General features: G+C 72.1%; 18 protein-coding genes. 6 read left to right on the forward strand and 12 right to left on the reverse strand.

Annotated elements, in window-relative coordinates:
* Positions 1-29: 29 nt before the first annotated feature.
* The gene (locus ACZ52C_RS18060) at positions 30-1,412 is read right to left on the reverse strand and encodes a transcriptional regulator (protein WP_469075635.1); all 1,383 of its coding nucleotides are present in this window, start codon (positions 1,410-1,412) and stop codon (positions 30-32) included.
* A gap of 304 nt (positions 1,413-1,716) precedes the next feature.
* Between ACZ52C_RS18060 and ACZ52C_RS18065 the strand changes: the two genes are divergently transcribed.
* On the forward strand, positions 1,717-2,400 hold the full coding sequence (locus ACZ52C_RS18065; protein ID WP_469075636.1) for a bifunctional DNA primase/polymerase: 684 nt from the start codon (positions 1,717-1,719) through the stop codon (positions 2,398-2,400).
* A 236-nt stretch (positions 2,401-2,636) separates the two neighbouring features.
* Here the strand turns inward: ACZ52C_RS18065 and ACZ52C_RS18070 are convergent, their stop codons facing one another.
* Entirely contained in the window at positions 2,637-3,509 is an 873-nt protein-coding gene (locus ACZ52C_RS18070) for an alpha/beta fold hydrolase (RefSeq protein WP_469075770.1), read from the reverse strand.
* 988 nt (positions 3,510-4,497) lie between these two features.
* Positions 4,498-5,190: a metal-dependent transcriptional regulator gene (locus ACZ52C_RS18075; protein WP_033525889.1), complete on the reverse strand. Its 693-nt coding sequence runs from the start codon at positions 5,188-5,190 to the stop codon at positions 4,498-4,500.
* A 315-nt stretch (positions 5,191-5,505) separates the two neighbouring features.
* Between ACZ52C_RS18075 and ACZ52C_RS18080 the strand changes: the two genes are divergently transcribed.
* The 4 genes from ACZ52C_RS18080 to ACZ52C_RS18095 all read left to right on the forward strand — a co-directional run bounded on the left by ACZ52C_RS18080 (position 5,506) and on the right by ACZ52C_RS18095 (position 10,124).
* Complete coding sequence (locus ACZ52C_RS18080; RefSeq protein ID WP_469075637.1) at positions 5,506-6,267, forward strand: SIS domain-containing protein; 762 nt, start codon at positions 5,506-5,508, stop codon at positions 6,265-6,267.
* 189 nt (positions 6,268-6,456) lie between these two features.
* Positions 6,457-7,938 (forward strand): PAS domain-containing protein, encoded by a 1,482-nt coding sequence (locus tag ACZ52C_RS18085; protein WP_469075638.1) that lies wholly within the window; start codon positions 6,457-6,459, stop codon positions 7,936-7,938.
* A 72-nt stretch (positions 7,939-8,010) separates the two neighbouring features.
* Positions 8,011-8,652 carry a maltokinase N-terminal cap-like domain-containing protein gene (locus tag ACZ52C_RS18090; protein WP_469075639.1) on the forward strand — a complete coding sequence of 214 codons (642 nt, stop codon included), beginning with the start codon at positions 8,011-8,013 and terminating at the stop codon, positions 8,650-8,652.
* A 443-nt stretch (positions 8,653-9,095) separates the two neighbouring features.
* Positions 9,096-10,124: an isopenicillin N synthase family dioxygenase gene (locus ACZ52C_RS18095; RefSeq protein WP_469075640.1), complete on the forward strand. Its 1,029-nt coding sequence runs from the start codon at positions 9,096-9,098 to the stop codon at positions 10,122-10,124.
* 16 nt (positions 10,125-10,140) lie between these two features.
* Here the strand turns inward: ACZ52C_RS18095 and ACZ52C_RS18100 are convergent, their stop codons facing one another.
* Complete coding sequence (locus ACZ52C_RS18100; protein WP_045556076.1) at positions 10,141-11,244, reverse strand: citrate synthase 2; 1,104 nt, start codon at positions 11,242-11,244, stop codon at positions 10,141-10,143.
* Positions 11,245-11,407: 163 nt separating this feature from the next.
* Here ACZ52C_RS18100 and pdxH point away from each other — a divergent pair, with 163 nt between their 5' ends.
* Positions 11,408-12,037 carry a pyridoxamine 5'-phosphate oxidase gene (pdxH, locus tag ACZ52C_RS18105; RefSeq protein ID WP_469075771.1) on the forward strand — a complete coding sequence of 210 codons (630 nt, stop codon included), beginning with the start codon at positions 11,408-11,410 and terminating at the stop codon, positions 12,035-12,037.
* A 71-nt stretch (positions 12,038-12,108) separates the two neighbouring features.
* Here the strand turns inward: pdxH and ACZ52C_RS18110 are convergent, their stop codons facing one another.
* The 8 genes from ACZ52C_RS18110 to ACZ52C_RS18145 form a co-directional block, all read right to left on the reverse strand.
* Complete coding sequence (locus ACZ52C_RS18110) at positions 12,109-12,726, reverse strand: TetR/AcrR family transcriptional regulator (RefSeq protein ID WP_469075641.1); 618 nt, start codon at positions 12,724-12,726, stop codon at positions 12,109-12,111.
* On the reverse strand, positions 12,714-13,460 hold the full coding sequence (locus tag ACZ52C_RS18115; RefSeq protein WP_469075642.1) for an enoyl-CoA hydratase family protein: 747 nt from the start codon (positions 13,458-13,460) through the stop codon (positions 12,714-12,716). The genes ACZ52C_RS18110 and ACZ52C_RS18115 overlap by 13 nt, the downstream gene beginning before the upstream one ends.
* A complete protein-coding gene (locus ACZ52C_RS18120) occupies positions 13,457-15,025 on the reverse strand; it encodes a 4-coumarate--CoA ligase family protein (RefSeq protein ID WP_469075643.1) in 1,569 nt (522 codons plus the stop codon). The genes ACZ52C_RS18115 and ACZ52C_RS18120 overlap by 4 nt, the downstream gene beginning before the upstream one ends.
* A gap of 80 nt (positions 15,026-15,105) precedes the next feature.
* Positions 15,106-16,269: an acyl-CoA dehydrogenase family protein gene (locus tag ACZ52C_RS18125; RefSeq protein WP_469075644.1), complete on the reverse strand. Its 1,164-nt coding sequence runs from the start codon at positions 16,267-16,269 to the stop codon at positions 15,106-15,108.
* A gap of 85 nt (positions 16,270-16,354) precedes the next feature.
* A complete protein-coding gene (locus tag ACZ52C_RS18130) occupies positions 16,355-18,199 on the reverse strand; it encodes an acetyl/propionyl/methylcrotonyl-CoA carboxylase subunit alpha (RefSeq protein WP_469075645.1) in 1,845 nt (614 codons plus the stop codon).
* Positions 18,200-18,207: 8 nt separating this feature from the next.
* Entirely contained in the window at positions 18,208-19,806 is a 1,599-nt protein-coding gene (locus tag ACZ52C_RS18135) for an acyl-CoA carboxylase subunit beta (protein ID WP_469075646.1), read from the reverse strand.
* A gap of 72 nt (positions 19,807-19,878) precedes the next feature.
* The gene (locus ACZ52C_RS18140) at positions 19,879-21,516 is read right to left on the reverse strand and encodes an acyclic terpene utilization AtuA family protein (protein WP_469075772.1); all 1,638 of its coding nucleotides are present in this window, start codon (positions 21,514-21,516) and stop codon (positions 19,879-19,881) included.
* A 59-nt stretch (positions 21,517-21,575) separates the two neighbouring features.
* A complete protein-coding gene (locus ACZ52C_RS18145; RefSeq protein ID WP_469075647.1) occupies positions 21,576-22,373 on the reverse strand; it encodes a TIGR03084 family metal-binding protein in 798 nt (265 codons plus the stop codon).
* Between the last annotated feature and the right edge of the window lie 173 nt (positions 22,374-22,546).

A 22,546-nucleotide genomic window follows, 5' to 3' on the forward strand; every position in this document is an offset into this window, starting at 1 on the left:
AACCAGAACCCCTGTTCAGAGCGGAGCGCCTACGCCGCCTGGAGATCCATCCGCGCCCCGAACTCCCTGACCACCGCCTCCTCCCGGAACGGCTCCAGCCGCTGCTGGAAGTCCTCCAGGTAGTCGGCGCCCCGGTTCGACCGCAGCGACCCCAGCAGCTCCACGGCCTTCAGCCCGGTGTGGCAGGCCTGCTCGACCTCCCGCTGCTGCACCTGTGCCGTGGCGAGCAGCACATACCCGATCGCCCGCCGCCGCGCCCGCGACCGAGGATGCTTGGCCAACGACTCCTCGGCCTGCCGTGCCGCCGCCTCCGCCTGTCCGAGGTCCCGGTGGCAGTGCGCCAACTCGTCGGCCAGATAGGCCTCGTCGAAGTGCTTGATCCACACCGGGTCGTCCCCGGACGACGGATTCGCCGCCTCCAGCGCCTCGACGGCCCGCCCGGCGGCCGCCTGCGCGCCGCGCGCGTCGCCCAGCAACGCGTGCCCGCGCGCCTCCGCCGCGTGGAACATCGACTCCGCGCGCGGAGTCGCCCGCCCCCGCGCCCCTTCCTGCGCCGCGCGCGCCAACTGCGCGATCTCCCTCGGGTTTCCGAGCTGCGCGGCGAGATGGCTCATGGACGCGGCGAGGACATAGCCGCCGTACCCGCGGTCGCCCGCCGCCTGGGCGAGGCGGAGCGCCTGGATGTAGTACCGCTGGGCGAGGCCGGGTTGGCCGGTGTCGACGGCCATGTACCCCGCCAGCTCGGTCAGTCGGGCGACCGCCGCGAACAACTCCCGCCCCACGGCCTCCCGGTAGGAGCCGGCCAGCAGCCCCGAGACGACGCTGTTGAGGTAGTGCACGACGACCGGCCGGACGTGCCCGCTGCCGTACTGGTGGTCGAGGTCCACGAGCGCCTGGGTCATCGCGCGCACGGCCGCCACGTCGGAGAGCCCCACCCGGGGCCCCGCCGAGCGGGCCACCTGGGAGTCCGGCGCCGAGATCAGCCAGTCACGGCTGGGCTCGACGAGGGCGGAGGCGGCGACGGACGACCCGGAGAGGAAGTCCCGCCGCCCCACGTCGCTGCGCCACAGCTCGCAGACCTGCTCGATCGCTCCCAGCACCGTCGGCGAGAACTGCAGGCCGACGCCGGAGGCCAGGTTCTTGCCGTTGGCCATGCCGATCTCGTCGATGGTGACCGTGCGGCCCAGCTTGCGGCCGAGGGCCTCGGCGATGATCGCGGGCGCCCGGCCCCGCGGCTGCTGTCCTCGCAGCCAGCGCGCGACGGACGTCTTGTCGTAGCGGAGATCGAGTCCGTGCTCCGCGCCGCACATGTTGACCCGCCGGGCCAGCCCCGCGTTGGAGCAACCCGCTTCCTGGATGAGCGCCTGCAGTCGTTCGTTCGGCTGCCTGGCGACGAGCGGCCTCGCGGCCATTGCGTACCCCCTGTGGCTGTGGTGCCTTGCCCACGCACCGAGTTGACGTGTCTTCAGTGACCGCGCTCTGTCGCATACGTGTACCCGCGTATCGAAAAGATCCGGCCTCGAAGATCAATGCCCCGCCGACATACCGAAGATGCGAGACATGCCAGGATTGCCGGGGTAAACACGGATGCTGTCCCCCACACGTGGCTACCCGGCTCACTCCGTGATCCCTCCCGCGCGCCCCCGGCCATGCACCCATGCGCCCCGACCCCGTCGGCGATGCTCTCCCCCGCGCATGTGACATCCGTAACCCCTGATGACCGCTAGAGTTGTGTTCATCGTGGAAGAGACCATCGCGGGCCCTGAAGCTGCCCAAATCCCGAAGCAGCGTGGCGAATCGCTGCTGGACACCGCCGTTCGATACGCCGAAGAGCGCCACTGGGACGTGTTCCCCGGCACTTGGCTGGAAGCCGTCGACGGGGTGCAGATCTGCTCCTGCGGCAACACAGCGTGCGCCACCCCCGGCGCGCACCCGACGCGTGAGGACTGGGCGACCCAGGCGACAGGCAGTGCGACCGTCGCACGCCGTCTGTGGTCGAAGCAGCCCACCGCGTCGATCCTGCTGCCGACCGGCCGTACGTTCGACACGATCGACGTTCCCGAGACCGCCGGTCTGCTGGCGCTGGCCCGCATGGAACGCATGGAGCTGACGCTGGGTCCGGTGACCTGGACCCCGGACCGCCGCATGCAGTTCTTCGTGCTGCCGGGCGCGTCGGTCAAAGTCCCGGATCTGGTACGGAAGTTGGGCTGGTCGCCGCTCGCGCTCGATCTCAGGGCGCTGGGCGAGGGCGAGTTCGTGGCCGCTCCGCCGACGCGGTACGGGTCGCGGGGTGCCGTGCAGTGGGCCCGCCGCCCCACCCCGGCGAACCGGTGGCTGCCGGACGCGGAGGAACTGATCTCACCGCTCGCGTACGCGTGCGGGAGGGATGGGCGGCGGTAGCGCTCCGCGCGCGCCGGTTGCGCGCCGGGCGGTTGGCCCGGGGCCGGTTTCGCGGCTGCGGCTCCGGTGGGGCTTCTCGCGCAGTTCCCCGCGCCCCTGAAAAGCAGGGGCTGCGCCCCGTGCTTTTCAGGCCCGCAGGGGCCTGACGCTTTTAGGGGCGCGGGGAACTGCGCGAGAAGCCCCACCGGACGCGCACCCGCCGACGAAACAGGTGCCCCCGAGCCATCAGGCGCACCTCAGCCGACCTCGCCGTCCCCCTCCAGCTCGTCCAGGAACGGCTCGATCGCGGAGCGCCACGCGTCCGGCTGGTCGTAGTGCACGAGATGCCCCGCGTCGGCGACCTCCGCGTACTGGCCGCGGGGCAGCACCCGGACCATCTCCTGGGACTCGGCGCGCCCCAACTCCCCGTCGAGACCCCGGACGACGAGGGTGGGGCAGCGTACCTGGGTCAGCTCCTCCCAGTGCGCGTCGTACACCCAGGTCTCACGGGTCGTCAGCATCTGCTCGGGGTCGAACACCGGCCGCCAGCCGTCGGGCCCCTCGTGCATGACCTCGGCGTAGAACTCACCCCGGGACGGGCTGGGGCGCTCCACCCAGGGGTCGTCCTCGCCGAACCACTTGCGGACGTCGGCGAGGGTCGCGAACGGCAGCGGCCATGCCTTGAACCAGTTCTCCCACTCGCGCTGCGAGGCGGCGCCGAGCGCCGAGGCCCGCATGTCGCAGATGATCAGTCCGCTCACCAGGTCGGGGCGGCGGGCGGCCAACTGCCAGGCGGTCAGCGCGCCCATGGCGTGGCCTATGAGGACGACCGGGGCGAGGCCCAGCTGTTCGACGGCGGCCTCGGCGTCCTCGACGTAGGCCTCACGGGTGTACGCGGCCTGCTCGGGCTTCGCGCTCTGGCCGTGTCCGCGCTGGTCGAGCGCTACGGCGCGACGGCGTTCGGAGAGCCAGCGGGCGGTGGGTGCCCAGTGCGAGGCGCGGCCCATGAGGCCGTGCAGTAACAGCACCCCGGGCCGGGGCTCGTGCTCGCCGGACTTGGGCGGGTCGCCGAACTCCCAGGCGGCGAGACTCACGCCGCCCGCTCCCGTCACGTCGATGCGCCGGACCATTGGCACCCCCCAGACTCCCGCCCGGACCGCTCGCTCCCGCCTCTCGCTCCCGCTTCGAGCCGGCCGGTCCACTCGTCCCAACTGCTGTCGTACCGCTGTCGTGCTGCTGCTCGCGTCGTGCATCCGCTGTCGCTTCCGCCCTGGCTCTCGCCGTTGCTCCAGCTGCCGTTCTCGCCGTGCGCGCCGCTTGGACGGCGAGCACTTGTGTTACAGCGTGCATATCGGTTGACACGTTACGTGTGGGGCTCGCGCATCAGTCATGGCGCGGGTCACGTGACGACACGCCGCACAGGTTATCGAATACACATTCGAAGATGCCGCTCTTGGCGGCAACACCCCTCATTCGAGTGACCCCCCTCAAGGATTGCCCGCCGCCGCCGAGGGGAGATCTTCAACGGGAGGCGGACCGCTCGGGGAAAACGGTCCGAAGGGGATGACCCTGGGAGCTCGGGGCTCCGGGTCAGCACAGGGGAGGACAGGCCCCGGCGCCACACGGCGCCGGGGCCCTCCTCATGTCCACGGCACATCCGCCCCGCCCCCTCCCTCACCACCGGAGATCCGCGTCTCGGGCGGCAAAGAGCCCCTCAGGTCATATGCCTCACGCGCAAGCGTCGCACGCGAACGGCCCGAGCGCTGCGATTCGGCGCACTGAATCTTGGATTCGACGGGTTCCCGGACACGCACCCCAATACCCCACAACTCCCCCTCCCGCATCGGGAGTTGGTGGGCGATACGGACATCCGCCGCCCCGTCTCGAACAGCGGCCGGCAGAGGGCGTCACGAATCGACGGGGCGGATCCGGGAACGGGTGGATCCGTCGAGTGGAGGAGCCGGCACGGAGTACGGGAGCGGACCGACGGGCGGCGTGCGTGTGGCGCCCGGCGCGAGCGCAGGCCGGGCGCCAGCGCAGGCCGGGCGCCAGCGCAGGCCGGGCGTGGGCTTGGGCGTGGGCCGGGTGGCGGGGTTCGGGACGCGTTCCGGCCGGGGGTCAGCGCTTGGCCACGAACACGTGCGAGGCGACGTCCGCCTCCAGCTCCGCCGCCTCGCCGCCGCTGCCCACGAGGACCCCGCCTGCCGCCTCCGTCACACTCACCACGGAACCGGGCTGGACGCCCGCGCGACGCAGCGTGTACATCAGCTGGGCATCGGTCTGGATGGGCTCGCCGATCCGGCGTACGACGACGGTCTTGCCCTCCGTGCCCGGGTCGAGGTCGGCCAGCGACACCATGCCCTCGTCCAGGAAGGGGTCCGCGCCGTCCTTCTCGCCCAGCTCCTCCAGGCCCGGGATCGGGTTGCCGTAGGGCGACTCGGTGGGGTGGCGCAGCAGCTCCAGGACGCGGCGCTCGACCGCCTCGCTCATCACGTGCTCCCAGCGACAGGCCTCCGCGTGGACCTGCTCCCACTCCAGACCGATCACGTCGACGAGCAGGCACTCCGCGAGGCGGTGCTTGCGCATCACCCGCGTCGCCAGCCGACGGCCCTCCTCGGTGAGTTCCAGGTGACGGTCCGCGGCGACGGACACCAGGCCGTCGCGCTCCATGCGCGCGACCGTCTGGCTCACCGTGGGGCCGCTCTGGTCGAGCCGCTCGGCGATCCGGGCGCGCATGGGGACCACACCTTCCTCCTCCAGCTCGAGGATGGTGCGGAGATACATCTCCGTCGTATCGATCAGTCCGGACATACGTGCCCCTCGATGAGATCCAGCCGGAGGCTTTCGACGGCCACACCGGCGTGCTGCGGCTTGCTGCGCTGGCCTGGACTCAATTCTTACGCATCCGACCGACAACCGGGTGGCGGCGGGGGAACGACGGCGGTATGACTCCGATCAGGTGGCCGATTTGTGACCCGGCGCCCTGTTTCCGGAGCCGACCCGCCGACGGGCGGGTAGCCGGGCCGGGCCACAGGCCGTCCGCGCACCGTATTGACACCCCACTGGTCCAGACCATTAACGTGATCGGCGTCACCAGAGGACGCGAAGAAGGCGGAGGGTCGGCACATGGGGCTGGACGGCGGCACGGCGGGTGGGCGGTTCCTCGACGCGGCGATCGGGCTGCTGGAACGCGTACGGGACGAGGAGGGCGCGAGGATCACCGCGGCCGGCGAGATGGTCGCGGACACGGTCGTCTCCGGCGGACGCCTCTTCGCCTTCGGCGCCGGCCACTCCTCGCTCGCCGCCCAGGACCTCGTCTACCGCGCCGGCGGACTCGCGCTGATGAACCTGCTGACCGTCCCCGGCGCCGTGGGCGTCGACGTCATGCCCGCGACCCTCGGCTCGGCGCTGGAACGGGTCGACGGCCTCGCCACCGCCGTGCTCGACAGCAGCCCGCTGCGGGCCGGCGACCTGCTCGTGGTGATCTCCCTCTCCGGCCGCAACCCGCTGCCCGTCGAGATGGCCTCGCACGCCCGGGAACTGGGCGCGAAGGTCATCGGTCTCACCTCCGTCGCGTACGCCACCGAGACCACCTCCCGCCACTCCTCCGGCACCTTCCTCAAGGACCACTGCGACCTCGTCCTCGACTCGAAGATCGCGGTCGGCGACGCCGAACTCACCCTCGACACCATCCCCGCCCCCTTCGCCCCGGCCTCCACCGTCGTCACCTCGGCGATCCTGCAGTCGGTCATGGCCACCGCCGCCGCCTCCCTCGCGGACCGGGGCGTCGAACCGCCCCTGCTGCGCTCCGGCAACGTCGACGGCGGACTCGACTGGAACGACCAGGTCATGCGCGAGTACGGAGATCGGATCTTCTACCTCCGCTGACTGCGACCCCGGATTCGTGGGAACGCTGAGAACAGTGAGGAGGAAATCCGGCGTACAACGATTTCGGCCACATCTTGCGTGAAGCAGATGTGGGCTGGGTCACGTTCGAGTTGAATGATGACGAGTGAGCGAACCGACGCGCCGTACCAGCCGTACATGCGGACGCAACGCAGCCTGCAGGGGGTTCAGGTGAGTGCTTCCCGGCGGAGTGGGGCCACCGACGAACTCGGGCCCGACAAGCCCGAGCGGGACGGCCCGACGAACGAGGACACCAAGGACATCGAGGACACGGTGAACACCGAGGACACCGAAGGCACCGAGGGCTCCATGGAATCCACGGACTCCGGTGGCTCGGACCTCCTCGCCGCCCTCCTCGACGGGATGGACGCCGCCCTCTGCGCCTTCGACGCCGACGGCGTCGTCACCCACTGGAACCGCGAGGCCGAACGCATCCTCGGCTGGAGCGCCGAGGAAGCGGTGGGCCGCCGCGGCTTCGCCGGGTGGGCCGTCCGGTCCGCCGACGCCGAGGACGTCGAGGGGCGGCTGATGGCCGCCATGCACGCCAGCGGCCGGCAGGTGCACGAGTTCGCCCTGGTCACCAAGGACGGCGGCCGCGTCCTCGTCCGCACCCAGTCCGCCGCCGTACGCGGACCCGACGGCAAGCCCGCCGGCCTCTACTGCGCCTTCAGCGAGGTCCACGCTCAGATCGACCTGGAGCGGTCCATCGCGCTCAGCGAGGCCCTCTTCGAGGACGCCTCCTGGGGCGTCGTCCTCGTCGACGCCGACCTGCGCCCCGCCGTCGTCAACGCCCACGCCGCCCGCTCCCTCGGCGTCGGCCGCACGGCGGTCCTCGGGCGCCCCCTCGGCGAACTCCTCGCCCAGGGCGCCGAGGAACTCGAGAGCGCCCTCACCCACGTCCTCGCCGAGGGCGCGCCGCCCGCGCCCGCCGAGATCTGGGTCGGCGTCCGCGCCCCCGACGGCGAGAAACGCCGGTGCTGGCGCAGCGGATTCCTCCGCCTCGCCTCGCCCCTCGCCGAGGAACCGGTGCCGCTCGGCGTCGGCTGGCTCTTCCAGGACATCACCGAGTCCAAACAGACCGAGCAGGAGGCCGCGCAGCTCCGCTTCCGCGTCAACCAGCTCCACCGGGCCGCGCGCGCCGCCGCCGAGTGCGAGGACCCCGGCGAGGCCGCCACCGTCCACCTCGACTTCGCCCTCGCCGGCTTCGCCGACCACGCCCTCATCGACCGGGTGGCCGGAGGGTCCATGGCCGACGGCGAAGGACCCGCCCGGCTCGTACGGGCCGCCGCCACCCCCTCCGGGCGGCCCGGCCCCAGCCATCTCGCCGGCCACGCCGGCATCCCCGTCCGCTACGGCCACGGCCACCCCGCCCTGCAGTGCGTGGAGCGCGCCGGGTCGGTCCGAGCCAGCGCCGGTACGGCCGCGCCGGAGACGGCCCGCGACTGGGCCACCGGGCGCCAGTGGCCCCCGGAGACCGTGCACGCCCTCTGCGCGGTGCTCCGCAGCCGTGGCCGCACCCTCGGCGTCGTCACCTTCCTCCGCACCGCCGGCCGCACGCCCTTCGAACGTTCGGACGCCGTGTACGCGGAGGACGTCGCCATACACATCGCCGCGGCCCTGGACCTGGAGGCGTTGGAGCGGTCGTCGGAGTAGGCACCCGGGCGAGCGCGCGGCCGCGCGGGAAACACCTCGCGGCGGCTCGGCCGTGAGGCGCAGAATCCCAGCATGGCGATCATCCACCGCACCACGCTCACACCCACCAAGCTCGAACTGCTGGCCTCCTGGCTGCCGACCCGCCCCTGGTACGCCGGCGGTCCGGCAGCTCCGGAACTGGCCAAGGCAGGCGGCTTCCGACTCGACGACCCCGAGGGCGAGGTCGGCATCGAGTTCATGGTCGCCACCGACACCTCCGGCGCGGCCCCGGTCCACTACCTGGCCCCCCTCACCTACCGGGGCGCCCCTCTCCCCGGCGCGGAGCAGGCTCTCGTCGGCACCACGGAGCACGGCGTCCTGGGCACCCGCTGGGTCTACGACGGCGCCCACGACCCGGTCCTGGTCGCCCAGCTCCTGGCCCTCTTCCAAGGCAGGGCCGTACCCCAGGCCCAGAGCCTCACCGACACCCCGGACCACGAGATCACCCACTCCTACGAGGGCGACGGCCCCCTGCCCACGACCGCCTCCCCCGCCACCGACACCCAGGACGCCTCCGAACTCCCCCTCACCTCCGGCGCCACGACCCTGCACCTGAACCGAGTCCTCCACCCGGACGCCCTGGACCTGCCGACTCAGACAAAGGGCCAGGTCACAGGCCACTGGACGCTGCCGGACGACACCCGGGTGCGGGGGATCTTCGCCGTCCTGCGGTAATTCCTCGGCAATCCCCTCGGAAAATCACTTGAGCGTCCTCGGGGCACTTCTTAGTGTGTGCGGTACACGAGAGAGGAGGTGGTTCGGCAGATGTATTGCAACCGGACGCGTGAGGTGGCTGCGGGCTAGCGGCCCTGCACCACGCACAGTGCGGTGCCGGACCAGCGCGTGTTGAGCGTGCAGCCGGCCCAATCTCAAGCAGTCACCCGACCCGCAGGCTCGCCGGTACGTCCGGCCGGCTTCTTCGGTCCTCAGGGGCCGGAGGGACCCAGAGCCTGCGGGTCGTCTGCGTTTCGTAGGGCGCAGTATGCTTTCACCATGCTTCCGATACTCGTTCGACGCCGGCACGTGGACTTCGTGCGCGTCACGAGCATGGGCTGTCGGTTCTCCGCCTGAACCCGGACCTGGCCCCAGCCCTCTCTTCTCACTCTCGGACGCATGCCATGACGTACTCAGCGACATCATCGTCGTATCTCCAGCTGCCCATCATCGATCTCTCCGCCGCCGATCGCGGGCCCGAGGCGCGGGCGCTGCTGCACGCGCAGTTGCACAGTGCCGCACATGACGTGGGCTTCTTCCAGCTCGTCGGGCACGGGATCTCCCAGGAGGAGACCGGGCGGCTCGACGCGGCCATGCGGGCCTTCTTCGCGCTGCCCGAGGCCGAGCGGCTCGCTCTCGACAACGTCAACTCGCCGCATTTCCGGGGCTATACGCGGACCGGGGACGAGCGGACGGGCGGCAGTCGGGACTGGCGGGACCAGCTGGACATCGGCGCCGAGCGGGCCGCCCGTCCGCCCGGTCCGGGCGAGCCCGCGTACTGGTGGCTCCAGGGCCCCAACCAGTGGCCCGCCTCCCTGCCGGAGCTGCGGACCACCGCGCTCGGGTGGATCGACCGGCTCAGTTCCGTGGCACAGCGGCTGCTGCGGGAACTGCTGGTCTCCATCGGGGCGCCCGCCGGTTTCTACGATCCGGTCTTCGGGGAGCGGGCCCATCCGCATCTGAAGCTGGTGCGGTATCCGGGCAGTGCGGGGGACGGGGCCGATCAGGGGGTGGGGACGCACAAGGACTACGGGTTCCTGACCCTGTTGTTGCAGGACCAGGTCGGTGGGCTCCAGGTGGAGCGGGCGGACGGGCTGTTCCACGACGTGCCGCCGATCCCGGGGGCGTTCGTGGTGAATCTCGGGGAGCTGCTGGAGGTGGCGACGAACGGCTATCTGCTGGCCACCCGTCACCGGGTCGTGAGCCCGCCCGGGGCGACCGAGCGGTTCTCCGTGCCCTTCTTCTACAACCCGCGGCTCGACGCGCGGGTGGAGCCGCTGGTGTTCCCGTACGCCGCCACGGCGCCCGGGGTGACCGACGATCCGGGGAATCCGCTCTTCGCCGAGTACGGGTTCAACGAGCTGAAGGGGAAGCTGCGGGCGCATCCATTGGTCGCCGAGCGGCATCACGCGGGGCTGCTGAGCCCCGCGTGACGGTACGGGCCGTCCTCTAGTGCGCGGCGATGTCCGCGTAGCCCTCGATCTCCTGGGGGCTGCGCGTGCCGGGGCCGACGTAGCGTGCGGAGGGGCGTACCAGTCGTCCCGTGCGCTTCTGTTCGAGGATGTGCGCCGACCAGCCGGCCGTGCGGGCGCAGGTGAACATGGACGTGAACATATGGGCCGGGACCTCGGCGAAGTCCAGGACGATGGCCGCCCAGAACTCGACGTTGGTGGCGAGGACGCGGTCGGGGCGGCGGGCGTGGAGTTCGGCCAGGGCGGCCTTCTCCAGGGCCTCGGCGACCTCGAAGCGGGGGGCGCCGAGGTCGCGGGCGGTGCGGCGCAGGACGCGGGCGCGGGGGTCCTCGGCGCGGTAGACGCGGTGGCCGAAGCCCATGAGGCGTTCGCCCTTGTCGAGGGCCTGCTTGACGTAGGCGTCGGCGTCGCCGGTGCGTTCGATCTCCTCGATCATGCCGAGGACGCGGGAGGGGGCGCCGCCGTGGAGGGGGCCGGACATGGCTCCGACGGCGCCGGAGAGGGCGGCGGCCACGTCCGCGCCGGTGGAGGCGATGACGCGGGCGGTGAAGGTGGAGGCGTTCATGCCGTGCTCGGCGGCGCTGGTCCAGTAGGCGTCGACGGCGGCCACGTGCTTGGGGTCGGGTTCGCCACGCCAGCGGATCATGAAGCGTTCGACGACGGACTGGGCCTTGTCGATCTCGCGCTGCGGGACCATGGGCAGCCCCTGGCCGCGCGCGGACTGGGCGACGTAGGAGAGGGCCATGACGGCGGCGCGGGCGAGGTCGGCGCGGGCCTGTTCCTCGTCGATGTCGAGGAGGGGTTTGAGGCCCCAGACCGGGGCGAGCATGGCGAGCGCGGACTGGACGTCGACGCGGATGTCACCGGAGTGGACGGGGATGGGGAACGGCTCGGCGGGCGGGAGGCCGGGGCGGAAGGCGCCGTCGACGAGGAGGCCCCAGACGTTGCCGAAGGAGACGTGGCCGACCAGGTCCTCGATGTCGACGCCCCGGTAGCGGAGGGCGCCGCCCTCCTTGTCCGGTTCGGCGATCTCCGTCTCGAACGCGACGACTCCTTCGAGCCCGGGTACGAAGTCGGACATCAGGCGGCTCCTCTTGATGTGGACGACAGGGGGACAGGCGGTTCCAGCACCATACGCCTGAGTGCCACTTTTGGGGAGTGTCCGCGGCACTCAGTGCCACTTCTCCTCCAGCCCGTCGTGCGTACGGCAGGATGACCATGTGAACGATCACGATCCGGCTCTCATGCGCAAGCAGTACCGCGCCGACGGGCTCGACGAGAGCGAGCTGGCCGCCGACCCGATGGAGCAGTTCGGCCGGTGGTTCCTCCAGGCCGCGCGGGAGGGCGCGGTGTTCGAGCCGAACGCGATGGTGGTGTCGACGGCCGACGCGGCGGGGCGTCCCGCCTCCCGTACGGTGCTGTTGAAGGCGTACGACGCGGACGGCTTCGTCTTCTACACGAACTACGACTCCCGCAAGGCCCGTGACCTGGCGGAGAACCCGTACGTCTCGCTGCTCTTCCCCTGGCACGCGCTGGCCCGGCAGGTGATCGTGACGGGTACGGCGGTGCGGACCGGGCGGGACGAGACGGCGGCCTACTTCCGGACCCGGCCGCACGGTTCGCAGCTGGGGGCGTGGGCCAGCGCGCAGTCCTCGGTGATCTCCTCGCGGGCCGAGCTGGACGCCGCGTACGAGGAGTTGCTCGCGCGCTATCCGGAGGGGGAGCAGGTGCCGGTGCCGCCGCACTGGGGTGGTTTCCGGGTGGTGCCGCAGAGTGTGGAGTTCTGGCAGGGGCGGTGGAACCGGCTGCACGACCGGCTGCGGTACGTGGCGGAGCCGGGCGGGTCGTGGCGGGTGGAGCGGCTGAGTCCCTGAGGTCGAGCCCTTGAGGTCGAGTTTTTGGTGTCGAGCCCTTGGTGTCGAGCCCTTGATGTCCCGGGGGCGGCTCAGCCCAGTTTCTCGTCGAGCAGGGCCGCCCACTGGGCGACGACCTTGTCGCGGCGGCCGGTGTCGTCGGTGAGGAGGTTGGCGAGACCGAGGCCGCGGGCCATGTCGAGGAGACCCTGGACGGTTTCGCGGACGCCGGGGACGCTCTCGTCGGCGCGGAGGAGTTCGACGGCGATGCGGTGGGTCTCGCGGCCGACGCGGGCTTCGAGTTCGGTGACGCGGTGGCGGAGCTGGTCCTCGTTGGAGGCGGCGACCCAGAGGTGCAGGGCGGCGCGGAAGAGGGGGCCGGTGAAGAGGTCGACGACGGCGGCGACGACGGCGCGGCGGTCGGCGGTGCCCTCGGGGAAGAGGGCGCGCAGGGCGAGGGAGCGCTCCTCGGCGACGTATTCGACGGCGGCGGTGAACAGGTCCTCGCGGGTGCGGAAGTGGTGTTGGGCGGCGCCCCGGGAGACGCCGGCGCGTTCGGCGACGACGGAGACCGTCGAGCCGGCCCAGCCGTGTTCGGCGAGGCAGGCGACGGCGGCTTCCAGGAGGCGCTGACGGGTGACGCGGCTGCGGTCCTGCTTGGGGCCGCGCTCCACGACCGGCCCTGTTTCCGTCATGCTCACAACACCCATCCCGGGTCCCGTCGTTCGAGGAACGCCGTCATGCCCTCGCGGGCGTCGGCGGAGGCGAACAGCCGGGACGAGAGGCTGGTCAGTTCACCCGCGTCCGCGTCGAAGTTCTTCAGCACCTTAGCCGTGAGCAGGCGTTTCGTCTCCGTCAGGGCCCTCGGTGCGGCCCTGCGCAGTCCGTCGAGGACGGGTTCGAGCAGGTCGTCGACGTCGGCGCCGGCCATGGTGAGCACCCCGATGCGGGCGGCTTCGGCGGGGCCGAACCTCTCGCCGGTGAGGTAGTAGCGGGCGAGGGCGCGGGGGTCGGTGCGGGGGCGGAGGGTGAGGGAGATGACGGCGGGCGCGACGCCGATGCGGACCTCGGTGAGGGCGAACCCGGCGTCCGGGCCGGCGGCGGCGATGTCGCAGGCGCCGAGCAGGCCGAGGCCGCCCGCGCGGACCTGGCCGGTGACGCGGGCGACGACGGGCCGGGGCAGTTCGAGGATCCGGCGGAGCAGATCGACCATGGTTTTCGGGTCGGGCGGGTCGCGCAGGTCGGCGCCCGCGCAGAACGTGTTGCCGGTGTGGGTGAGGACGACGGCGCGTACGTCGTCGTCCTCGCCGCACCGGGTGAGCGCGTCCGAGAGGTCCCGCACCAGCGTCGCGGAGAGCGCGTTGCGGTTGGCCGGGGAGTCGAGCGTGAGGGTGGTGACGCCCCGGTGGTGGGTGGCACGTACGAGGGTGTCGGTGTCGGTCACAGGCGTTCCCTGAGTTCGCGGCGGAGGATCTTCCCGGAGGCAGCGCGGGGCACGTCGGCGATGAAGGTGACGTGGCGGACGCGTTTGTAGGGGGCGACGCGTTCGGCGACGTACATCATCACCTCGCCCTCGGTGAGCTGGTGCGCGGTGGGCCGGCGGACGACGAAGGCATGCGGGACCTCGTTGCCGTCGTCGTCGTGGTGGCCGATGACGGCGGCGTCGGCGATGCCGGGATGGGTGACGAGGAGGGCTTCGAGTTCGGCGGGGGCGACCTGGAAGCCCTTGTACTTGATGAGCTCCTTGACCCGGTCGACGACGTACAGCCAGCCGTCGGCGTCGACGTGCCCGATGTCGCCGGTGGCGAGCCAGCCGTCGGCGTCGATCATGTCGGCGGTGGCCTGGGGGCGGCCCAGGTAGCCCTTCATGACCTGGGGGCCCCGGATGACGATCTCGCCGGGTTCGCCGACGCCGACCTCCTTGCCGGGGTCGTCGAGGGAGACGATCCGCATCTCGGTGCCGGCGATGAGCTTGCCGACGGTGCCGGGCGGTGCGGCGGCGGCCTGGGTGAGGGGGACCAGATGGGAGCAGGGCGAGAGTTCGGTCATGCCGTAGCCCTGCACGACGGGCGGCAGGGACAGCCGGGCGGAGCAGGCGGCGGCGAGGCGTGCGTCGAGGGGTGCGGCGGCCGAGAGGATGTGCTGGACCGTGGAGAGGTCGTAGCGCTCGGCGGCCGGGTGTTTGGCGAGGGCGAGGACGATCGGCGGGGCCACGTAGAGGTGGGTGATGCGGTGTTCGGCGATGGCCTTGAGGTAGCCCTCCAGGTCGAAGCGGGGCAGGACGACGACCGTGGCGCCGAGCCGCAGCGGGGCGTTCATCAGGGCGGTGAGGCCGTAGATGTGGAAGAACGGGAGCACGGCGAGGATGCGGTCGCCGGGGCCGGCCGGCATGACCGGTTCGAGCTGGGCGAGGTTGGTGGCGATGGACCGGTGGGTGAGCATGACGCCCTTGGGGACGCCGGTGGTGCCGGAGGAGTACGGCAGGGCCGCGAGGTCCGTCACCGGGTCGATGTCGACGGCCGGTTCGGGCGCGGCGGAGGCGAGCATGTCGATCAGCGAGCGGTGGCCGGGGGCGCTGTCGCAGACGAAGATCTCCCGTATGCCGCCGACGCGTTCGGCGGCGGCGCGGGCGGTCTCCAGCAGCGGGGAGACGGTGACGATCCAGCTCGCCCCGGAGTCCTGGAGCTGTTTGGCCAGCTCGCCCGGGGTGGCCAGCGGGTGCACGGTGGTGACGGTGGCGCCCGCGCGGGTGGCGGCGTAGAACGCCGTCGGGTAGGCGATCGTGTTGGGGCTGTGCAGGGCGAGGACGTCGCCCTTGCGGACGCCCGCGTCGGCGAACGCGGCCGCGAGCCGCCGGTGGAAGCGGTCCACCTGTTCGTAGGTGAGGGTCGTGCCGTCGACGCCGTCGATCAGCGCGGGCAGGTCGCCGAACTCGGCGGCACGGCCCAGGACGGCGTCGTGGATGGGGAGTTCAAGGGGTGGGACGTCTGCGTACTCGCTGCGGAACATGGTTCCTCCTCGTGCGCTCCGACGCCTGTGGCTGCGCTCCGCTCCGGTTCTGCGGCCGTGCTTCGGCGGCGCGTGGCGGCTCAGTACGACTTCGGCAGGCCCAGGGTCTGGTGGGAGACGTAGTTGAGAATCATCTCCCGGCTCACCGGCGCGATACGAGACACGCGTGCGGCGGTAATCAGCGAGGCGAGGCCGAACTCGGCCGTGAGGCCGTTGCCGCCGAGGGTGTGCACGGCCTGGTCGACGGCCCGCACGCAGGCCTCGCCCGCCGCGTACTTGGCCATGTTGGCCGCCTCGCCCGCCGCCGTGTCGTCGCCGGCGTCGTAGAGGTGGGCCGCCTTCTGCATCATCAGGCGGGCCAGTTCGAGTTCGATGTGGGACTGGGCGAGGGGGTGCGCGATCGCCTGGTGGGCGCCGATGGGCTGCCGCCAGACCGTGCGGTCGCGGGCGTACTCGACGGCCTTGCCGAGGGCGTACCTGGCCATGCCGATGGCGAAGGCGGCCGTCATGATCCGCTCGGGGTTGAGGCCGGCGAACAGCTGGAGGAGACCGGCGTTCTCGTCGCCGACCAAGGCGTCGGCGGGGAGCCGGATGTCGTCGAAGGTCAGCTCGAACTGCTTCTCCGCGGCGCGGAGTTCCATGTCGATCGGGCGGTACGCGAAGCCGGGGGTGTCCCTGGGGACGATGAAGAGGCAGGGCTTGAGGGTGCCGGTGCGGGCGTCCTCGGTGCGGCCGACGATCAGGACGGCGTCCGCCCGGTCGACGCCGGAGATGAAGACCTTGCGGCCCGTGAGCAGCCAGTCGCCGGCCTCGTCGCGGCGGGCGGTGGTGGTGATGCGGTGGCTGTTGGAGCCGGCGTCGGGTTCGGTGATGCCGAAGGCCATGAGGCGGGTGCCGTTCGCCAGGGCGGGCAGCCAGGTCTTTCGCTGGGCCTCGGTGCCGAAGCGGGCGATGACGGTGCCGCAGATGGCGGGCGACACGATCATCATGAGCAGGGGGCAGCCTGCGGCGCCCAACTCCTCCAGGACGATGGAGAGTTCGGCTATGCCGCCGCCTCCGCCGCCGTGCTCCTCCGGGAGGTTGACGCCCAGGTAGCCGAGTTCGGCGGCCTCGGTCCAGAGTTCGTCGGGGTGGCGTTCTTCTCTGTTGATCGTGGTGATGTAGTCGCGGCCGTAGCGTTTTCCGAGGGTGGAGACGGCGGCTCGTAGGGCTTTGTGTTCTTCGGATTCCAGGATCGGGGACATGTTCGGGGGCTCCTAAGGGGGAGGGTGCGTCTGCCGGTTGGAGGGTGCGGGTGGGTCGTGGCTGGTCGCGCAGTTCCCCGCGCCCCTACGTCGACTGCACCACCGCAAGCAACACGCCGGGCTCCACCTGTTGACCAGGTACTACGTGCAGGGCCGTCAGGGTGCCCGTCGTCGGGGCTGTGATCTTGTGTTCCATCTTCATCGCCTCCAGCCAGAGGAGGGGTTGGCCCGCCTGTACGGGCGTGCCCTCTTTCACGTTCTCCGCCACGCGGACGACCGTGCCCGGCATGGGGGCCAGGAGGGAGCCGGGGGTCTGTTGGGTGGTGGGGTCGGGGAAGCGGGGGACGGCGGTGAGGGTGGTGGTGTTGACGTGGGCCCGGTCGCCGTGGCGGGTGACGTCGAACTTCCGCTGGACGCCGTCCACTTCGAGGACCACGCGGTGGGCGTCGGCGTGGACGACCCGGACGCCGTCCGCCTCCAGGCCGTTTCTGGTGTGCCGGTAGCGGACCTCGTGCTCCTCCCCCGCCGCCGCGTACCGCTTGACCTGTGGCTGCGAGGGCACGTTGCGAAAGCCGCCGAAACGGGGGTCGCCCTCGGTGGCCTCGGCCAGGGCGGCGGCCAGCGGGGCGTACGGGTCGGGGGCGGGGGTGGTGAGGGCAGGAAGGTGACGGTCGTAGAAGCCCGTGTCCATGCGGGCGGACGTGAACTCCTCGTGGCGCAGGGAGTTCACCAGCAGGGCCCGGTTCGTGGCGGGGCCGTGGAGGGTCGCCCGTTCCAGGGCGCCCGCCAGCCTGCGGATCGCCTCCGCGCGGGTGGGGGCGTGGGCGATCAGCTTGGCGAGCATGGCGTCGTAGTGGACGCCGATGGTGTCGCCGTCCGTATAACCGGTGTCCAGGCGGACGCCCTCGGGGACGGCCAGCCGGTGCAGGGCGCCCGTCTGCGGGGCCCATGCGCGGGCCGGATCCTCGGCGTACAGGCGGGCCTCGACCGCGTGGCCCCGCGCGCTGGGCGGGTCGGCGGGCAGGGCGTGGCCCTCGGCGACGCGGATCTGTTCGGCGACCAGGTCGAGGCCGAAGACGGCCTCGGTCACCGGGTGTTCGACCTGGAGGCGGGTGTTCATCTCCAGGAAGTGGGCCCGGCCGCCGGAGACGAGGAACTCGACGGTGCCGGCGCCGACGTAGTCGACGGCGCGGGCGGCGCGGACGGCCAGGGTGTGCAGCTCCGCCGTGAGGTCGTCGGGGATGGCGGGGGCCGGGGCCTCCTCGATCACCTTCTGGTGGCGGCGCTGGAGGGAGCAGTCGCGGGTGCCCAGCGGCCAGACGGTGCCGTGGGTGTCGGCGAGGATCTGGACCTCGACGTGGCGGCCGTTCTCCAGGTACGGCTCGACGAAGACCTCGCCGTCGCCGAAGGCGCTCGCGGCCTCGGCGCGGGCGCTCTCCAGGGCACCGTCCAGGTCGTCTAGGCGGCGTACGACGCGCATGCCGCGTCCGCCGCCGCCCGCCGCCGCCTTCACCAGGACCGGCAGGTCGTCCTCGGTGACCTCGCCGAGGGGCGGCAGGCCCATGAGTTCCTTGGCGCGGGTCTTGGACGCCATGGCCTCGATCGCCTCGGGAGGCGGGCCGATCCAGACGAGGCCCGCGTCCCGCACGGCCCGGGCGAAGTCCGGGTTCTCGGAGAGGAAGCCGTAGCCGGGGTGGACGGCGTCGGCGCCGGCGGCGAGGGCCGCCTTCACGATGAGGTCGCCGCGCAGATAGGTGTCCGCGGGGGCCGCGCCCGGCAGCCGTACGGCCGTGTCGGCGACGCGTGTGTGGAGGGCGCCCGCGTCGGCGTCGGAGTGCACGGCGACGGTACGGATGCCCAGGTCGGAGCAGGTGCGGAAGATCCGGCAGGCTATCTCGCCGCGGTTGGCCACGAGCACAGAGGTGATCACTGGTTCCCTCACATCCGGAAGACGCCGAAGCCACCGCGCGCGCCCTCGTAGGGCGCCGTGTGGATCGCGGACAGGCACAGGCCGAGGACGGTTCGGGTGTCGCGGGGGTCGATGACCCCGTCGTCGTACAGCCGTCCGGACAGGAACATCGGGAGCGACTCGGACTCGATCTGCTGCTCCACCATCGCGCGCAGGGCCGCGTCCGCGTCCTCGTCGTACGGCTGTCCCTTGGCCGCCGCCGACTGCCGGGCCACGATCGACAGGACGCCCGCCAGCTGCTGCGGGCCCATCACGGCCGACTTGGCGCTCGGCCAGGCGAAGAGGAAGCGGGGGTCGTAGGCGCGGCCGCACATGCCGTAGTGACCGGCGCCGTACGAGGCGCCGAGGAGGACGGACAGGTGCGGGACCCGGCTGTTACTGACCGCGTTGATCATCATCGCGCCGTGTTTGATGATGCCGCCCTGCTCGTACTCCTTGCCGACCATGTACCCGGTGGTGTTGTGCAGGAAGAGCAGCGGGATGTCGCGCTGGTTGGCGAGCTGGATGAACTGGGCGGCTTTCTGGGACTCCTCGCTGAACAGGACCCCTCGGGCGTTGGCGAGGATGCCGACCGGGTAGCCGTGGAGGGCGGCCCAGCCGGTGGTGAGGCTGGTGCCGTAGAGGGGCTTGAACTCGTCGAAGTCGGAGGCGTCGACGATCCGGGCGATGACCTCGCGGGGGTCGAAGGGCACCCTCAGATCGCCGGGGACGATGCCGAGGAGTTCCTCCGGGTCGTACTTCGGTGGCGCGGCGGGGGCCGGATCGGCGTACGCCTTGCGGTGGTTGAGGCGGGCGACGACGCGGCGGGCCTGGCGCAGGGCGTCCGGTTCGTCGACGGCGAAGTGGTCCGCGAGGCCCGACACGCGCGCGTGCATCTCGGCGCCGCCCAGCGACTCGTCGTCGCTCTCCTCGCCGGTGGCCATCTTGACGAGGGGCGGGCCGCCGAGGAACACCTTCGCGCGTTCCTTGACCATGATCACGTGGTCGGACATGCCGGGGACGTAGGCCCCGCCGGCGGTGGAGTTGCCGAAGACGACCGCGATGGTGGGGATGCCGGCGGCGGAGAGCCGGGTGAGGTCGCGGAAGATCGCGCCGCCGGGGATGAAGATCTCCTTCTGGGAGGGGAGATCGGCTCCGCCGGACTCCACCAGGCTGATGCAGGGCAGCCGGTTGGCGAGGGCGATGTCGTTGGCGCGGAGGGCCTTCTTCAGGCTCCACGGGTTGCTCGCGCCGCCGCGTACGGTCGGGTCGTTGGCGGTGATCAGGCACTCGACGCCCTCGACGACCCCGATGCCGGTGACGAGGGAGGCGCCGACGGTGTACTCGCTGCCCCAGGCGGCGAGCGGCGACAGTTCCAGAAAGGGTGTGTCGGGGTCCAGCAGCAGTTCGATGCGCTCGCGGGCGAGCAGCTTGCCGCGTCCCCGGTGCCGGGCGACGTACTTCTCGCCGCCCCCCGCGAGGGCCTTCGCGTGCTCGGCGTCGAGTTCGGCGAGCCGCGCGAGCATGGCCGTACGGTTCGCGGCGTGGTCGGGGGCGTTCGGGTCGAGGGCGGAGGCGAGGACGGTCACCGGAGCACCTCCGGGGATTCGGGGCGGCGGGGTGTCACAGGAGGACCTCCGCAGGTGTCGCGCGGCGGGCTGTCACAGCAGGACCTCCGGTACGTCCAGGTGGCGGGAGCGGAGCCATTCGCCGAGGGCCTTGGCCTGGGGGTCGAAGCGGGCCTGCGAGGCGACGCCCTCGCCGAGGATGCCGGCGATCTCGAAGTTGAGGGCGCGCAGGTTGGGCAGCGTGTGCCGGGTGACCGGCAGGTCGGCCGTCTCCGGCAGGAGGGCGCGCAGCCGGTCGGTGGTGAGGGTGTGGGCCAGCCAGCGCCACGCGTCGTCCGTACGGGCCCAGAGGCCGATGTTGGCGTTGCCGCCCTTGTCGCCGCTGCGGGCCCCGGCGACGAGGCCGAGGGGGGCGCGGCGGGTGGGGAGGCCGGGTGGCAGGGGCTCGGGGAGGGTCGGCTCGTCGACCGGCCGCAGGGGGAGCGTGTCGTCGCCCGGCGGCACGGGCAGCCGGCGGCCGTCGTGGAGGACGGCGAGGTGCCGCACGGTGTCCCGGCCGACGTGGGCCGCCTCGCACACCCCGTAGGGGGCGCCCTTTCCGGGTGGGGCCAGGACGTGGAAGCCGGGGTAGCTCGCGAGGGCCAGCTCGACGGCGGCTCCGCTGAGGGCCCGGCCGACGGTCGCCTGGTCCGGGTCGCGGACGACGAGACGGAGGAGGGCGCTGGCGGTCTCCTCGGTACGGGCGTCGGGGTGGTCGGTGCGGGCCAGCTCCCAGTCCACCTGCGCCGGACGGGACTTGGCGGCGGCGAGCGCGGTCTCCAGCTGGTCGCGGACGAGGGCGGCCTTGCGTTCGATGTGCAGGCCGGTCAGGACGAAGGTGACCTCGTTGCGGAAGCCGCCGAGCCGGTTGAGGCCGACCTTGAGGGTCGGGGGCGGGGCCTCGCCGCGTACGCCGTGGACCCGGACGCGGTCGGGGCCGTCCTGGGTGAGCGTGATCGTGTCGAGGCGGGCGGTGACGTCGGGGCCCGCGTACCGCGCGCCGCCCGTCTCGTAGAGGAGCTGGGCGGTGACCGTGCCGACGTCGACGAAACCGCCGGTGCCGGGGTGCTTGGTGATCACGGCCGTGCCGTCGGCGTGGAGTTCGGCGAGGGGGAAGCCGGGGTGGCGCAGGGCGGCCGGGGCGGACTCGTGGAAGAAGGCGTAGTTGCCGCCGGTGGCCTGCGCCCCGCACTCCAGCACGTGCCCGGCGACGACGGCGCCCGCGAGAGGGTCGTGGTCCCCGGGCCCCCAGCCGAAGTGCGCGGCGGCGGGCCCGGTCACCAGGGCCGCGTCCGTCACCCGGCCGGTGACCACGATGTCGGCGCCCTCCCGCAGACAGGCCGCGATGCCGAAGCCGCCGAGGTAGGCGTGGGCGGTGAGGCTGCCGGGGTGGTCGGCGGTCAGGTCGTCGCCCTCGACGTGCGCGACCCGGACGGGGATGCCGAGCCGGCCCGCCAACTCCCGTACTGCGGCGGCGAGTCCGGCGGGGTTGAGGCCGCCGGCGTTGGCGACGATCCGTACCCCGCGCTCGTGCGCGAGCCCCAGGCACTCCTCCAGCTGGCGCAGGAAGGTGCGGGCGTACCCGCCGGCCGGGTCCTTCAGGCGGTCCCGGCCGAGGATGAGCATGGTCAGCTCGGCCAGATAGTCGCCGGTGAGGACGTCGAGTTCGCCGCCGGTGAGCATCTCGCGCATGGCGTCGAAGCGGTCGCCGTAGAACCCGGAGGCGTTGCCTATGCGCAGGGGGGCCGCCGTCACGGGGTGGTTCCCTTCGCGGCGCGCCCGGCGCCCGGCGGGCCCGCGAAGGCCTGGGCGATGTCCAGCCAGCGGTCGGCGTCTGCGCCTTCGGCGCGCAGGGCGAGGTCGGCGCGGTGGGCGCGCTGGGTGACCAGGAGGCAGAGGTCGAGGGCGGGGCCGGTGACGCGGTCGGTCGCGTCCTCCGGGCCGTACGTCCACAACTCCCCTGCCGGGCTGGTGAGTTCGACGCGGAACTCCTCGAAGGGCGGGGTCAGGCCGTGCACCCCGAAGGCGAAGTCGCGGGTGCGGATGCCGAGTCGGGTGATGTGCCGGAGGCGGTCGCCGGGGGCGATCCGGGGGACGCCCAGCGCGTCGGCGATGTCCAGGCCGTGGGCCCAGGTCTCCATGAGGCGGGCGGTCGCCATGGAGGCGGTGGACATGGGCGGGCCGTACCAGGGGAAGCGCGCGCCCTCGGGTGCCGCGCGCAGGGCGGCGTCCAGGGCCTCACGACCGGCCCGCCAGTCCGCGAGCAGCTCGGCGGGCGGCTTCGCGGCCCCTTCCTCGGCGCCCCTGTCCACAAAGTCCCCGGGCGCGGTCAGCGCGCTCTCGACCTCACGGGCGAAGGCGGCCTGGTCGGTCACCGCCAGCACGGAGGAGTGGTCCGTCCAGGCGAGGTGCGCGATCTGGTGGGCGACGGTCCAGCCGGGCGCGGGCGTCCCGAGCGCCCACTCCTCCGGGCTCAACTCGGCCACGAGGAGGTCGAGTTCCTCGCTCTCGGCACGCAGGTCGTCGATCACGGGCGTTGGGTCGGCCATGGGGGGAGCATGGCAGCGGGGCCAGAAACAAGCAAGCGTGCTTGCATTTTCAGGGAGCAGTCGGGGTCCCCGAGCCATCAAAGTAAGCTGCAAAAGACGCTATGAGCCTGACTTAGTCCATTGCTTTGCACTACCGAGTCCTTCATACTGAACGACATCCCTTCGTCGCCCCC

The sequence above is a fragment of the Streptomyces sp. NPDC034049 genome, assembly GCF_055575575.1.